At 73.1% G+C, this 13,782-nt stretch carries 17 protein-coding genes; 10 read left to right on the top strand and 7 right to left on the bottom strand.

What is annotated here, in order from left to right; all coding sequences use genetic code 11:
* The first annotated feature begins 13 nt into the window (after positions 1-13).
* The 7 genes from ACFYUZ_RS27575 (at position 14) to ACFYUZ_RS27545 (ending at position 5,922) form a co-directional block, all read left to right on the top strand.
* Positions 14-430 (top strand): DUF742 domain-containing protein, encoded by a 417-nt coding sequence (locus tag ACFYUZ_RS27575; protein ID WP_389313608.1) that lies wholly within the window; start codon positions 14-16, stop codon positions 428-430.
* Positions 411-1,028 (top strand): ATP/GTP-binding protein, encoded by a 618-nt coding sequence (locus tag ACFYUZ_RS27570; RefSeq protein WP_389313606.1) that lies wholly within the window; start codon positions 411-413, stop codon positions 1,026-1,028. The genes ACFYUZ_RS27575 and ACFYUZ_RS27570 overlap by 20 nt, the downstream gene beginning before the upstream one ends.
* 177 nt (positions 1,029-1,205) lie before the next feature.
* A complete protein-coding gene (locus ACFYUZ_RS27565) occupies positions 1,206-1,619 on the top strand; it encodes a roadblock/LC7 domain-containing protein (protein ID WP_389313604.1) in 414 nt (137 codons plus the stop codon).
* Positions 1,620-1,758: 139 nt separating this feature from the next.
* Entirely contained in the window at positions 1,759-2,856 is a 1,098-nt protein-coding gene (locus tag ACFYUZ_RS27560; RefSeq protein ID WP_389313602.1) for a DUF6397 family protein, read from the top strand.
* Positions 2,857-2,905: 49 nt separating this feature from the next.
* On the top strand, positions 2,906-4,453 hold the full coding sequence (locus tag ACFYUZ_RS27555) for an ATP-dependent DNA ligase (RefSeq protein WP_389313600.1): 1,548 nt from the start codon (positions 2,906-2,908) through the stop codon (positions 4,451-4,453).
* Positions 4,454-4,570: 117 nt separating this feature from the next.
* The gene (locus ACFYUZ_RS27550; protein ID WP_389313598.1) at positions 4,571-4,948 is read left to right on the top strand and encodes a hypothetical protein; all 378 of its coding nucleotides are present in this window, start codon (positions 4,571-4,573) and stop codon (positions 4,946-4,948) included.
* A gap of 188 nt (positions 4,949-5,136) precedes the next feature.
* The gene (locus ACFYUZ_RS27545; RefSeq protein ID WP_389313596.1) at positions 5,137-5,922 is read left to right on the top strand and encodes a polysaccharide deacetylase family protein; all 786 of its coding nucleotides are present in this window, start codon (positions 5,137-5,139) and stop codon (positions 5,920-5,922) included.
* Positions 5,923-6,138: 216 nt separating this feature from the next.
* On the opposite strand, the gene ACFYUZ_RS27540 is transcribed toward ACFYUZ_RS27545, so the two are convergent.
* The 5 genes from ACFYUZ_RS27540 to ACFYUZ_RS27520 all read right to left on the bottom strand — a co-directional run bounded on the left by ACFYUZ_RS27540 (position 6,139) and on the right by ACFYUZ_RS27520 (position 10,126).
* The gene (locus tag ACFYUZ_RS27540) at positions 6,139-6,906 is read right to left on the bottom strand and encodes a rod shape-determining protein MreC (RefSeq protein ID WP_389313594.1); all 768 of its coding nucleotides are present in this window, start codon (positions 6,904-6,906) and stop codon (positions 6,139-6,141) included.
* Between the two features lie 123 nt (positions 6,907-7,029).
* Positions 7,030-8,217 carry a globin domain-containing protein gene (locus ACFYUZ_RS27535; RefSeq protein ID WP_389313592.1) on the bottom strand — a complete coding sequence of 396 codons (1,188 nt, stop codon included), beginning with the start codon at positions 8,215-8,217 and terminating at the stop codon, positions 7,030-7,032.
* A 71-nt stretch (positions 8,218-8,288) separates the two neighbouring features.
* Positions 8,289-8,738, bottom strand: coding sequence for an RrF2 family transcriptional regulator (locus ACFYUZ_RS27530; RefSeq protein ID WP_389313590.1), 450 nt, complete (start codon positions 8,736-8,738; stop codon positions 8,289-8,291).
* A 36-nt stretch (positions 8,739-8,774) separates the two neighbouring features.
* A complete protein-coding gene (locus tag ACFYUZ_RS27525; protein ID WP_389313588.1) occupies positions 8,775-9,458 on the bottom strand; it encodes a hypothetical protein in 684 nt (227 codons plus the stop codon).
* Positions 9,459-9,727: 269 nt separating this feature from the next.
* The gene (locus ACFYUZ_RS27520) at positions 9,728-10,126 is read right to left on the bottom strand and encodes an SHOCT domain-containing protein (protein WP_389313586.1); all 399 of its coding nucleotides are present in this window, start codon (positions 10,124-10,126) and stop codon (positions 9,728-9,730) included.
* 134 nt (positions 10,127-10,260) lie between these two features.
* On the opposite strand from ACFYUZ_RS27520, the gene ACFYUZ_RS27515 reads away from it, so the two are divergent.
* Positions 10,261-10,407: an SHOCT domain-containing protein gene (locus ACFYUZ_RS27515; RefSeq protein WP_389313584.1), complete on the top strand. Its 147-nt coding sequence runs from the start codon at positions 10,261-10,263 to the stop codon at positions 10,405-10,407.
* 121 nt (positions 10,408-10,528) lie between these two features.
* On the opposite strand, the gene ACFYUZ_RS27510 is transcribed toward ACFYUZ_RS27515, so the two are convergent.
* Together ACFYUZ_RS27510 and ACFYUZ_RS27505 are read right to left on the bottom strand one after the other, a co-directional pair.
* Positions 10,529-10,978, bottom strand: coding sequence for a peroxiredoxin (locus tag ACFYUZ_RS27510; protein ID WP_389313582.1), 450 nt, complete (start codon positions 10,976-10,978; stop codon positions 10,529-10,531).
* A gap of 62 nt (positions 10,979-11,040) precedes the next feature.
* A complete protein-coding gene (locus ACFYUZ_RS27505) occupies positions 11,041-11,643 on the bottom strand; it encodes a PadR family transcriptional regulator (RefSeq protein ID WP_389313580.1) in 603 nt (200 codons plus the stop codon).
* A gap of 159 nt (positions 11,644-11,802) precedes the next feature.
* Here ACFYUZ_RS27505 and ACFYUZ_RS27500 point away from each other — a divergent pair, with 159 nt between their 5' ends.
* Together ACFYUZ_RS27500 and ACFYUZ_RS27495 are read left to right on the top strand one after the other, a co-directional pair.
* Positions 11,803-12,288 (top strand): SRPBCC family protein, encoded by a 486-nt coding sequence (locus ACFYUZ_RS27500; protein ID WP_389313578.1) that lies wholly within the window; start codon positions 11,803-11,805, stop codon positions 12,286-12,288.
* A 135-nt stretch (positions 12,289-12,423) separates the two neighbouring features.
* Entirely contained in the window at positions 12,424-13,782 is a 1,359-nt protein-coding gene (locus tag ACFYUZ_RS27495) for an Ig-like domain-containing protein (protein WP_389313576.1), read from the top strand.

Here is a 13,782-nt window from a genome sequence, read left to right as displayed (position 1 = left end):
CCCGGAGGTGCCCATGAACGACGACAGCGCCGGCGACGGCCCGCCCGTACCGGGCAGTCAGTGGTACGACGCCGACGCGGGACCGCTCGTACGGCCGTACGCGATGACCGGCGGACGGACCAAGCCGGGCCCCAGCAACGTACGGTTCGACCTCATCGCCCTCGTCGTCGTGGACGACGAGCCGCCGGGACCGGCGGAGGAGGCACTCCTCGGTCCCGAGCACCGGTCCCTGCTGTCCCTGTGCCGGGCCGAGACCCAGTCGGTGGCCGAGCTCGCCGCCGACGCCGACCTTCCCGTCGGGGTCGTCCGGGTCCTCCTCGGCGACCTCCTCGAATCGGGCTTCGTGCGCGTCAGCCGACCCGTGCCGCCCGCCCAGCTCCCTGACGAAAGAATCCTGAGGGAAGTAATCGATGGCCTACGAGCGCTCTGAGAGCACCGGCGCGGGCGACGACGCGGACACCTCCGCCCTCGCGCTGAAGATCCTGGTCGCCGGCGGGTTCGGCGTCGGAAAGACCACCCTCGTCGGCGCGGTCAGCGAGATCCGGCCCCTGCGCACGGAGGAACAGCTCAGCAGGGCCGGGGAACTCGTCGACGACACCGGGGGCGTCGACCAGAAGACCACCACGACCGTCGCCATGGACTTCGGCCGCATCACGATCCGCTCCGGGCTCTCGCTCTACCTCTTCGGCACGCCCGGCCAGGACCGGTTCTGGTTCCTCTGGGACGAGCTGTCGCAGGGCGCCCTGGGGGCCGTCGTCCTCGCCGACACGCGGCGCCTGGAGGACTGCTTCCCGGCGGTCGACTACTTCGAACACCGGAAGATCCCCTTCGTGGTCGCGGTCAACTGCTTCACGGGCGCGCGTACGTACGGGGCGCACGACGTGTCCCGCGCCCTCGACCTGGACCGCGGCACGCCCGTCGTGCTGTGCGACGCGCGCGACCGCGACTCGGGGAAGGAAGTGCTGATCCGCCTGGTCGAGTACGCGGGGCGGATGCACACCGCCCGGCTCCTGGACACGGTCGGCTGAGGCGGCGTCACCGCGCCCGCGGCACGCGCGGGCGTGATGCGGTGCTTGCCCTGTCCACGACAGTGCGTAAGGCTTGCGGCGATACGCGGACCACGACGGGACGGCGGACCACGCAGGCCTTGAGGACCCCCAGGGTCCGGGCCGAGGGGGACGCAACCGCTAGGGGGAGGACCACTGATGGCGCTGGACAAGGAACTGGACTGGCTCCTGGACGACCTGACGCAGCGGGTCGGACACATACGGCACGCGCTGGTGCTGTCGAACGACGGCCTGGTGACGGGCGCGAGCAGCGGCCTCGTCCGCGAGGACGCCGAACACCTGGCGGCCGTCTCCTCCGGTCTGCACAGCCTCGCACGGGGCTCGGGCCGGCACTTCAAGGCGGGCCGGGCACGGCAGACGATGGTGGAGTTCGACGACGCGCTGCTCTTCGTGACGGCGGCGGGCGAGGGCAGCTGCCTGTGCGTCCTGAGCGCGGCGGAGGCGGACGTCGGTCAGGTGGCGTACGAGATGACGCTGCTGGTCAACCGGGTCGGCGAACACCTCGGCGTGGCGGCGCGACAGCCCGGGCTCCCGGGCGGCGGCATGCTCTGACGGCGCTGCCCGGAAGGGTTGTCCACAGGTCGTTTTCCACAGACGGTGCGCCTGTAGTCACTCTGCGTTACCTTCTTCCGTGTGGGTCCGAGAGGCCCGCTGCCCGAAGGGGGCACGGACGCAGGGGGAGGGCCGCGAAATGACGGTGGACGAGGGAGCGCGCACGGTGGCGCCGGGGCGGGCCGCGCAGGAACTGGAGCTGAGGCGCGACGAGTTCCGGCTCGCGGTCCAGCTGGGCCTGGTGAGGACGGTGCCGGTCGGCGAAGGGGAGCGGCGGCGGATCGAGCGGTGCGAACTCGACCGCCTCAGGGCGGCCCCGGACTTCCCCGCAGGCCTGCGCGAGCGGGTGCGCGCGGTCGGTACGGGGGAGGCCGCCGCCCTCCTCGGAATCACCGCCGACCGGTTCACCCGCCTGGCCCGGACGGGGCACGTCAGCCCGGTGCGGTTCTCGCTGAACCGCTACCGGGCGGTGGTGTGGATGTATCTGGCGCAGGAGGTCGTCGAGTTCGGCCTCACCTGCCCGGCGCTCCTCACCGGGCGCCTGCCGCTGCGCCTCCGCGAGCGTCTCGCCGCGCACGAGGACCTGCGGGCGAGGAACTGGCGGGCGCGGCGGCTCTCCCTGTCGCTCCGGGCCACCGAAGACCCCTGGGCGCGGGCCGCCGCCATCGCCTCCCTCCTCGACCCGGTCCAGGTGGCCGAGGTCGTCGACGATCCGTACGAGCGCGCGCACCTGGACCGGTTGCGCCCGCCTCCGCCGCCCGGGATGCCGATGCCGCCGGCCGCGCGCGGGATCGCCGAGCGGCTGACGCTGGCCGACGACCCGGACGAGATCCTCTGGCACCGACTGAGCCTCGCCCTGGCGCTGGACGAGGCACGCGCGGAGCGCCAGGCCCCGCATCCCGGCGAGACGCACGGGGACGGAGCCGGTGCGCCGTCACCGACGGTGCCACCGGCTGGGCCGGTTCGGGCGGAGGCGGTTCCGTCGGAGGCGGTTCCGAGGACGCCTGTCCCGGCGGTGCCTGCTCCGGCGGTGTCCGTTCCTGTACCGCCTGTTCCGGCGGTGTCCGTTCCCGCGGTGCCCCTTCCGGCAGCACCCGCCCCCGAGGGGTGGCTCGTGGGGATCGGCCGGCCGGTGGGCCGGCCGGTGCGCGGGAGGCTCCTGGAGCGTTTCCGGCGGGGGAGGGCGGCGGGTGCGGTGCGGCCCCGGCGGCGGAGGCGTCCGGTGGCCTGGCCCTGACGGGGTGCCCTGACATGCGGCCGGGGCGGGCGGTGGAGAGGATGGGCCCATGCTGCTGGCGCGTGTCGCGGAAGTGTCCCGGGAGGTCGCCGCCGCCTCCGCGCGCTCGCGGAAGATCGCTCTGCTGGCCGAACTGTTCGCCGAGGCCGGGCCCGACGAGAGCCCGCTCGTCATCGCGTATCTGTCCGGGCGGTTGCCGCAGGGACGGATCGGGGTCGGATGGAGCGTCCTCAAGGACGTCGTCCCGCCGGCCGTTCCGCCTGCCGAAGGTCCCACCCTCACGCTCGGGCAGGTGGACGCGACGATGGCGGAGCTCGCCGCCGTGTCGGGCGCGGGAGCCCGTGCCGAGCGGAGCCGGATCGTCCGCGGACTGTTCTCCGCCGCCACCCGCGACGAGCAGGAACTCCTGGTGAGGTTGCTGACGGGAGAGGTGCGGCAGGGGGCTCTCGACGCCATCGCCCTGGAGGGGGTGGCGCGGGCCGCCGGGGTGCCCGCCCTCGAACTGCGGCGTGCCGTGATGCTCGAAGGCGCGCTGCCGCCGGTCGCCCAGGCCGTGCTGGCCGAAGGGGCCTCCGCGCTGGAGCGGTTCACCCTGCGGGTCGGCGGTCCCGTGCAGCCCATGCTCGCCCACACCGCCGCTTCCGTCGCCGAGGCGATCGCCGGCCTGGGGCCGTGCGCGGTCGAGGAGAAGCTCGACGGGATCCGCATCCAGGTGCATCGGCGCGGCGACGACGTCCGGGTGTACACCCGCTCGCTCGACGACATCACCGACCGCCTCCCCGAGGTGGTCGCGACGGCCCGCGCGGTCGCCGCCGACGGGTTCATCCTGGACGGCGAGGTGATCGCGCTCGACGCCGGGAGCGGCAGGCCCGTGTCCTTCCAGACGATCTCCGCCCGGGTCGGCTCCCGGACCGACGTGGCCGCCGCGCACGCCGTGCTCCCTCTCACGGCGGTCTTCTTCGACGTCCTCGCGGTGGAGGGGGAGGAGCTGATCGACCGGCCGGCCCTGGAGCGGCACACCGTTCTCGCCCGTCTGCTGCCGGAGTCGCAGCGGGTCCGCCGTACCGTCGTCACCGATCCGGCCGATCCCGCGCAGACCGAGGCCGCCGAGCGGTTCTACGCGGACACCCTGGCCCGGGGACACGAGGGCGTGCTCGTCAAGGCGCTGGAGGCGCCCTATGTGGCCGGTCGCCGGGGGCGCACCTGGCTGAAGGTGAAACCCGTCCACACCGTCGACCTCGTCGTGCTCGCCGTGGAGCGGGGCCACGGCCGCAGGACCGGGCTCCTCTCCAACCTCCACCTCGGCGCGCGGACCGCCGACGGCGGCTTCGTCATGCTGGGGAAGACCTTCAAGGGGCTCACCGACGAGATGCTGCGCTGGCAGACCGAGCGGCTCCGGGAGCTCGCCGTGTCGGACGACGGATTCACCGTACGCGTACGGCCCGAGCTCGTCGTGGAGATCGCGTACGACGGGCTCCAGGTCTCGACGCGCTACCCGGCGGGCGTCACGCTCCGCTTCGCCCGGGTCGTACGGCACCGGCCCGACAAACGTGCCGCGGAGGCCGACACCGTCGAGCGCGTCGTCGAAGGCCGCTGACCGAGGGGGACGGCCCTCGCGGGGCGGCCGTCCACGAGGGATGCTGGAGGCGTGGCACGAGGAGTGCCCGGCACGAGGAGCGCGTGGCATCACGACAGGCCGGCGGGCCGCGAGGAGATGAGCGACGTGTACGACTTGCACATCGACACCGACGTCACCGTGCAGCTCAACGACTGCTGCAAGGAGGACGCCCAGGCCGTGTTCGACGTCCTCGACCGGGTCTACCAGATGGAGGAGACGTCGACACCGAACCCCCAGGCGGCCACGGGACCGGCGCCCACTGTCTGGACCGCCACGTTCGACACGGCCGGCGGACGGCACGAGGAAGTGGGCCCCGTCCACCTGACCGCCCCGGTCGGAGCCACGCTCACCGGCGGCTACCGAGCCGTCGACGAGGTCGAGAAGGTGCTCGCCACCGGCTTCGACATCCAGTCCCTGCAGTCCGTCTCCGGTGACCAGGAGACCGAGGCCCGGCTGTTGCTCGCGTCCCGCTGAGCGGACGCGTGAAGGCTCCGGGCGGCGCGGACGGGCGCCGCCCGGGGTTCTCGTCTGCCCGTGAACGGTCGGCGGACCCCGCCGACATCCCCGGTATACACCGTGTGTAGAGTGCCTTCCGGTTGCGCGCACCGCCCTGACCAGCGGTGACGGCCGTACGAAGACACCACGGGGAAAGCGGGTCCACCATGTTCCGATCCAGGTCCGGCCGCGGCAAAGCGGTGGGCACGGCACTGCTCGTCGCGGCGTCGCTGATGCTGACTCTGGGTGCCTGCGGAGTCGATCCGGTCACCCCGCAGGACGCCAGGCGAGAGGGAGGCGCGGACGACAAGGCGGGTGGCGGGGGCCGCCGGGTCGACTGCGCCGAGGTCAAGTGCATAGCCCTGACCTTCGACGCGGGACCGGGCAAGGACACCCCTCACCTCCTCGACGTCCTCAAGGAGAAGCAGGTGCCCGCCACCTTCTTCCTCCTCGGCAGCAGGCACGTCGACCGCTACCCCGACGTGGTCAGGCGCATCGCCGACGAGGGCCACGAGGTCGCCAACCACACCTGGTCGCACCGGATCCTGACCGACCTCGACGAGTCCGAGATCCGCGAGGAGCTCTCCCGCACCCAGGACGCCATAGAGAGGATCACCGGCCGGAAGCCCACCCTCATGCGCCCGCCGCAGGGCCGCACCGACGGCACGGTGTCCGACGTCAGCCGGGACCTCGGGCTCGCCCAGGTCCTGTGGAGCATCACGGCCAAGGACTACTCCACCACCGACTCGGCGCTCATACGGCAGCGCGTGCTCGACAACGCGCACCGCGACGGGATCATCCTGCTCCACGACATCTACGACGGGACGGTGCCGGCCGTGCCCTCGATCATCGACGAGTTGAAGCGGCGGGGCTTCACGTTCGTGACGGTGCCCGAGCTCCTCGCGCCCGGCAAGGCCGAGCCCGGCACCGTCTACCGTCCCGAGAGGGACTGACGGACCCGGCGAAAACGGGTGAGGTGACTCACATCGCCCACCTGGGATGCCCCGGAACATTCGGGAAAGGTTTACCGTTCATATGTACGTGACCGCGAAGGGGCCTGGTCCCCAAGGTCCCCCCCCGAGAGGTGACCGCCCTTCGCCCCGTCACGGCAATCGGCCCCGGTTGGAATCCCCCGTCCAACCGGGGCTTTGTCGTTCCCTCCGCCCCCCTCAGCCGCGCGGGAGAGCGCCGGCCGGGTGGCGGAGGGCGGAGGCCAGCATCAGACCCGCACCGCGGACGACGCTGGTGGCCGGGTCGTTCGCCAGCCGGAGCCGGGCGCGCAGGAGGTGGGCGAGGCGCCCCGTCACGTCGAGGCGCAGGGCGCCGCCGCCGGTCACCAGGACGCCCCGGCGCAGCGCCCCGCGGACGGCGCCGGTGCGGTCGTGCCGCCACAGGTCGCTCACCATGTCCGCGGTCGTCGCGGCGATCGCGTCAGGCCCCTTCTCCGACTCCGGAAGGTCGTCGAGGCCCGCTTCGGCCTGCCGGGCGTCCTCGACGAGGCCGTCCACGACGAGCGTGACCTCCGTCAGCTGGGCGCCGAGGTCGACGACCAGCAGCGGCCCCCCGCCGGACGGGGCCGCGTAGGCGGCCGCCGCGCGGGCGCTGTCCACGGCGATGACCCGCACCGCGCCGAGACCGTCCGCCATCCGCTTCGCCGCTGCCCGCTCCTCCGGACCCGCGAGGACCGGATGGGTCAGCATGACGACGGTGTCCTGTCCGTCGCCGCCCGGCGCCGAGGCGGCCAGGCGCCGGAGCAGGTGGAGCTGGGAGTCGGGGTCGATCACCCGGCCCCGCCGCACCGGGCCGCTGGGCACGTCCGCGAAGACGCCCGCCCCCGGTGCCCAGGCGCGGGTCCGGGAGCTGCCGATGTCGAGGGCGATCCCGCGCACCGGCCGTCCCGTGCCCCGGCCGCCCGCTGCTGCTCCGAACGTTCCCATCGCTTCCGTCCCATTCTCACGAACCCGCTGATTGCTAGGTTGATATGGCACATCACTATGCAATATCCCCGACAGGGGCGCCATGGTGCATGAGGATCGAAGGGGTGGGGTGGTGAGGGTGGGTCAGCCTTCGCTGCCGAGCCACAGGTCGGGGCCGAACACCTCGTAGTGGATGTCCGCCGCCGCGACGCCCCGGCCGAGGAGGTCGCCGCGCACCGCGCGCAGGAAGGGCAGCGGCCCGCACAGGTACGCGGTGGTGCCGGCCGGAAGGTCGAGGAGCGTGACGTCCGCCCGGCCCGGACGGGCGCCGGACTCGCCCGGCTCCTCGTACCAGAGGTGCAGCGTTCCCCGCGGCAGTGCGTCCACGAGTCGCCGCAGCTCGTCGGCGTGGGCGTGGGAGGCGGGAGTGCGGTCGGCGTGCACCACGACGACGGGGCGGTTCGACCCGGTGGCGACCAGGTGGTCGAGCATCGCCAGCATCGGGGTGCTGCCGATCCCGGCGGAGGCGAGCAGCAGGGGGCTCTCGCCCCCGGGCAGGACCAGGTCGCCGAAGGGGGCCGAGACCTCCACGGCGTCGCCCTCGGCGGCGTGGGCGTGCAGCCAGGAGGAGACCTCGCCCGCCGGGTCCCCGGCGACCCGCTTCACCGTGATCCGCCACTGCGGGCGTCCGGGGGCGGCGGACAGGCTGTACTGGCGGATCTGTCGGGCGCCGTCGGGCAGGGTGACCTGGACGCTCACGTACTGGCCCGGCCGGAAGGGGGCCGTGGGGGTCCCGTCGGCGTGCCGCAGGACGAAGGACACCGTGTCGGCCGTCTCCTCCCGTCTCCCGGTGATCTCCATGGACCGCCAGACCTGGCCCTCGGCGACGCCGGCCTCCTGGTAGAGGCGGGCCTCCACGGCGATGAGCGCGTTCGCCATCAGCCAGTACACCTCGTCCCAGGCCTGCGCGACCGCGGGGGTCACCGCCTCGCCGAGGACCTCCACGATCGCGGCGAAGAGGTGCTCGTGCACGGTCTTGTACTGCTCGGAGGTGACCCCGAGCGAGGCGTGCTTGTGCGCGATCCGGGACAGCATGGCGTCGGGGCGGCCGTCCGGGTTCTCCAGCAGGGCGACGGCGAAGGCGGCCATGGAGCCGGCGAGAGCCTTCCGCTGGTCGCCGTTGGCCTGGTTGCCCCGGTTGAACAGGTCGCGCAGCAGCTCGGGGTGGGCGGCGAAGAGACGACCGTAGAAGCGCTCGGTGATCTCGTCGAGTGCGCCGCCGACGGCGGGCAAGGTGGCGCGGACGACCGGAGCGGCCTGCTCGGACAGCATGGGAACTCTCAATCTGGTAGATGATCTACGTATTAAAAGGCGTGCGGATGCGCCCCCGGGGGCGGGCCCCCTCAGGGCGATCGCACGGGGCGCGGGCCGAGGGTCAGCAGCAACGGGCCGGTCGGCGACTCCACGAGCTCCGCCACGGTCAACGGATCCAGCGCGCGGTAGAAGGCCTCCTGCGCCTCGCGCAGCGCTCCGCGCAGCCGGCACGCGGTGCGCAGCGGGCACGGCGGATCGCCCTCGCAGGCGACGACCTCCTCCTCGCCCTCCAGGGTCCGGGCCAGCCAGCCCACGGAAGAGCGGTGCCCCAGCTCCGTCAGGGCCAGGCCGCCGCCCCGGCCGCGCCGCGCCTCGACCACGCCGAGGTGCTGGAGCCGGGTGACCACCTTCGCCATGTGTGCGTAGGGCACGTCCATCGACTCCGCCACCTCGCGGGTGGTGACGGGCTCCTCGGGTGCGGTGACCGCCAGGCGCATCACGGCACGGAGCGCCAGGTCGGTGAACTTCGTCAGCCTCACGGCTCGACCGTACCAAAGACGCATTTCACGTACGTATTAGGGGGCCGGTTCCCGGTGGCGCCGTCGCCGCCATACCCACCAGCCGCCCGTGACCAGGCAGCTCGTCGTCAGGACGATCCCGGCCACCGGCCACCGCCCGCCCGCGATCCGGGTGTCGGTGACGATGACCAGGAACAGGGTGACCGCCGGGAGCAGCATCGATCCCAGCGCACGCAGCCCCGCCGCGGCCATGGTGGGGTCGACCCGGACGCCGCGCGGGGTGCGCAGGTCGCGCGAGCCGACGTAGAAGACGGTCGCCCGGTCGATCAGCCGGTTGGTGGCACGGTTGTACGAGAGGGCCATGTACGGCAGCCAGACGAGCGGGGCCACCAGGCCCACCAGGAACACACAGCCGACGAGCACCCACTGGCCGATCCGGGTCCACAGCCCGACCTTCTCGTCGGAGGGCGTGAGCAGTCCGAGCAGCCAGGCCATGCGCAGCACCAGATCGCGGAGCGCGGCCACCCGCCCCCGCCGACTCTCCGACCGAGGACCGTCGAGGGCGGCCCGGGCCGCCGCGGTGTCCGCGTACACCCCTTGCAGGACGAGCAGTTCGGCCGCACGGTCCGGATCCGTGGTGTCGAGTCCCTCGGTGGCGGCGAGTTCGAGCACGATGCGCGCCTGGGACAGGAGGGCTCCGCAGAACGCCACGGGGATGAGGAGCAGGAAGGGCCCACCCACGAAGGACCCCTCCGCCGTGACCCGTCGGCGCCCGCGGGTGACGACGAGGGCCCGCAGGGCGGTCGCGTCCGCATCGGGGTGGGCGGCACGGAGGCGTTCGACCGAGGGCCCCGCCCCGGGGCCGAGATGACGCAGGGCGAAGAGGGCGAGCGCTTCCGGAAGCCTCCCGGGCTCCGCCGCGATCTCCCGCAGGAGGGAACCCCTGAGCCCATCGCCGCGCTCGCCTCCGTCGGCTCCGGCGCGCCGTCCCGTCCGCCGCTTGTGGAGTCTCAGGACAGGACCTTGGCCTTGGCCTTCTCGAACTCCTCGGCCGTGATGGCGCCCTTCGCCTTGAGGTCGGCGAGCCGAGTCAGTTCGTCGGCGGCTCCGCCACCGCCGCCCTGCGGGCCGGCGGTCTTGCGGATGTAGTCCTGGAACGCCGCTTCGTTCTCCTTCGCCTCCTTGATGTCCCGCTGCCCCATGCTCTTGCCGCGCGCGATGACGTACACCAGCACGCCGAGGTACGGGAGCAGGATGCAGAAGATCAGCCAGCCCGCCTTGCCCCAGCCGCCGAGGGAGTGGTCACGGAAGATGTCGGTGATCACCTTGAACAGCAGGAAGAGCCACATGATCCAGAGGAAGAACCACAGCATGGTCCAGAAGACGTTGAGGAGGGGGTAGTCGTCCATCGCTGCACACTCCGTTCCCGCGCGGGCCGTGGGAGGCCCGGTGATGCAGCGAGTCTCACCCGGCCCCCGCACGTCCGCATGTCGTGGCCGCCCCGCGTGCGGGCCCTCCGCCGCCGTGTTCGGATGGAGGCCGCATGCCCCCGGATCCGATCGCACCGCCCACCGTCGGCGGGACGCCGTCGATCACCGACCAGCCGGCCCGGCTCGGCGAGCTCGCCCAGCAGGGCCTGCTCGCCTCCGAGGAGTTCGCCGCGGCCAAGGCGAAGCTGCTCCGCGTCTGACCGGCAGCGAAGCCCTCCGGCACCCGAGAGGGCTGCCCCGGGCAGGCGCGGCGGGGGAAGGGCGCCCGTCTCAGGCGCGGCGGGGGAAAGGCCCCGTCGCCCGGCGGAGGGAAGGACCCCGTCAGGCGCTGCGCAGGGCGGCCAGCGCGCGGTCCGCGTGCGCGCTCATCCGCAGTTCGCTGCGGACGACCTCACGGACCCGCCGGTCCTGGCCGATCACGAAGGTGACCCGCTTCGTCGGGGCCAGCGAGAACCCGCGCCTCACGCCGAACCGCTCCCGTATGGCGCCGTCCGTGTCGGACAGCAGGGGGTAGCCGAGCGAGTGCCGCTCGGCGAACTCCTGCTGCCGCTCCACCCCGTCGGAGCTGATGCCCACGGGCAGGGCGCCGACGGCGCGGAACTCGGCCGCCAGGTCACGGAAGTGACAGGCCTCGGCGGTGCAGCCCGGCGTGAGGGCCGCCGGGTAGAAGAAGAGGACGACCGGGCCCTCGGAGAGCAGGCCGGTCAGCGAACGCGGAGCGCCCGTCTCGTCCGGAAGGGTGAAGTCCTCGACGAGGTCACCGACGTTCATTTCAGGCCCGCCCGATCCGTCCCTGTGTCGCCGCCGGTGCCTCCGGCGGCCGGGCGGTGACGTTACCGCAGAGTAGGGGCGGCGTCACCCCTCCGCGGGGCCGCGTCGCGTGCGGCGGCACGCCGGTCGAGCACGGCGAGGGCGCGCTCGCCCCACCGCAGGTTCTCCTCCTCGAAGAACCGCCCGCGCATCAGCGTGAGGTACGGGCCCACCCGCTCCGCCTCACCCAGATAGGTGTCCTCGTCACGGCCGTCGAGCATCCACTCCCGCAGCCGGTCGTAGCGGGCCAGCTTCGCCCGGGCCGTCTCCATCCGCTGGGCCACGAACTCGCGGACGGCCGCGGTGTCGCCCTCGTCGCAGGCCTGCACCTGCACCAGCAGTTCGTCGCGGACGGCGCTCGGGCGCGGCGGTGTCGTCGTGTAGGCGACCAGATCCTGCCTGCCGGGCTCGGTGAGGCTGAACATCCGCTTGTTGGGGCGCCGTTCCTGCTCCACCACGCGGGCGGTGATCAGACCGGCCTCGGCGAGCCGCTCCAGCTCGCGGTAGAGCTGCTGCGGAGTGGCGGCCCAGAAGTTGGCGACGGACACGTCGAAGATCTTGGCCAGGTCGTATCCGGAGGCCTCGCCCTCCAGGAGAGCTGCGAGGACGGCGTGCTTGAGGGACATCCGGACACGCTAGCAGCACGTTGAATAGTTTCCTCCGCACCTAATCAACCGGCGGAGCACCCCGTGCCGGACGGAGGGTCTTCGCTGGCACGTCCGTCCGGCGCCTGCCTAGGGTGGAGAGGGGCAGGCCGCGGGGGAGCAGATCCGAGGGGCAGCACGATGGACAGCGACTCGTTCGTCTACACCACCTACATCCGGACCACCCCCGAGGAGCTCTGGCGGGCGCTCACCGACCCGGAGCTCACGCGCCGCTACTGGGGCGTCGCCTTCGAGTCGGAGTGGACCCCGGGCGCGCCGATGGTCTGGGACGAGAACGGCCGCCGGACCGAAGACCCCGAGCAGGTCGTCCTCGAGGCCGAGCCCGGCCGCCTCCTCTCGTACACCTGGCACACCTTCACCCCGGCCTGGGCGGAGGCGGTCCGCCTCGAAGAGGAGGCGTACGAGCGCCTCGTCCGCGAGCGCCGGTCCCGGGTCACCTTCGTGATCGAGCCGTCCGGAGACATGGTCAAGCTCACGGTCACCCACGGGGACCTGGAGCCCGACGGCGCCATCAAGGGGCTGATCGGCGAGGGCTGGCCCGCGCTGATCTCCAGCCTCAAGTCCCTTCTGGAGACCGGCGAGGAGCTTCCCGAACCGGCCCGCTGACCCATTCGAGTCGTCTCGCCCCCGACTCCGGCGCCACGCCCGGTGCCTTGATCATCTTTTTCTCCTTTCATCGGCTTTGATGCTGCGGTCGGCACCGTCCGCCGACGCCACCGCATGAAGGAGAGGGTGTCCGACGTGTCGTCACGCCGCTACGCACGGGGGTGGGGTGCCCTCTCCCTCGCCGTCGGAGCCGTCCTCGTCAGCACGGCGGCCCCGTCGCAGTCGCCGGACCGCGACCCCGAGGGCGAGCGGCGGGTCGCCGCCTCCCGCGACGCGACCGCCGTCGTCGCGGTGGACGGCTGCGCCGCCGACGGAGGCCTGTGCTCCGACCCCCGCCACTCGGTCGTCCTGGGCGGCGACCGAGTCCTCACGGGCCGCCCCTTCACGCTCGGTCCGAAGGCCACCGGGCCCGTGGAGCTCGCGCTCCGCACCCCCGGGGTGCTCGCCGACGTCACCCTCACCGACCAGCGCGGCCACCGGATCGCCGGAGCGCAGAGCGCGGACCACACCCGGTGGACCAGCGCCGCACCCCTGCCGGCCGGAGCCCGGTACGCCGCCCGGCTCGTCGTCGACGGGGCGGGGGCGGGCGCCGCGCGCCGCGCCCGCCTCGACTTCCGGACGGCCCCGATGCCCGCCGGGGAACGGCTGACCGTCACCTTCGGGCCCGAGGACGGCGGCACGTACGGAGTGGGCAGGCCGGTCACCGCCGAGCTCAGCCGGCCCGTGCCGGAGGACGTCCCCGGTGCCCGCCGCGCCGTGGAACGGGCCCTCGACGTGCGGTCCGAACCCCACGTCGACGGCGCCTGGCACTGGGTCGACCCCGTCACCCTCCACTACCGGCCCCGCACGTACTGGCCCGCTCACGCCACGATCCGCGTCCACAGCGGCCTCGACGGGATCCACATCGGCGGCGGCCTCTACGGCGGCCCCTCACGTCCCCTCACGTTCACCACGGGCGCCCGGATCGAGGCCGTCACCGACGTCTCCGCCCACCGGATGGCCGTCTTCCGCGACGGGCGGCTCCTGCGCACCGTCCCGGTCACCACAGGCAAGGCCGGCTACCGCACCCGAGGCGGCGTCAAGGTCGTCCTCGGCAAGGAGCCGCTCGTCCGCATGCGCGGCGACTCCATCGGCATCGCCCGCGGCAGCACCGACTTCTACGACCTCAAGGTCCGCTGGGCCACCCGGGTGACCTGGAGCGGCGAATACCTGCACGCCGCGCCCTGGTCGCTCGACTCCCAGGGCAGCGAGGACGTCAGCCACGGCTGCACGGGCATGAGCACCGAGGACGCCGCCTGGCTCTTCCACACGGTGCGCGAGGGGGACCTCGTACGGGTCGTCAACGGCTACGGGAAGCCCATGACGCCCTTCGACAACGGCTTCGGCGACTGGAACCTCAGCTGGTCCGAGTGGCTCCGGGGCAGCTCCCTCGCCGCGGACGCCACCGGCACCGCCGGCAGGCCGTCCGCGGGTGCGCTGGGACCGACACTCTGA

The sequence above is a fragment of the Streptomyces sp. NPDC004266 genome, assembly GCF_042874095.1.
Lineage (GTDB): Bacteria > Actinomycetota > Actinomycetes > Streptomycetales > Streptomycetaceae > Streptomyces.
The sequence above is the reverse complement of the archived record's forward strand: the minus strand, read 5'-3'. Positions and strand labels throughout refer to the sequence as shown.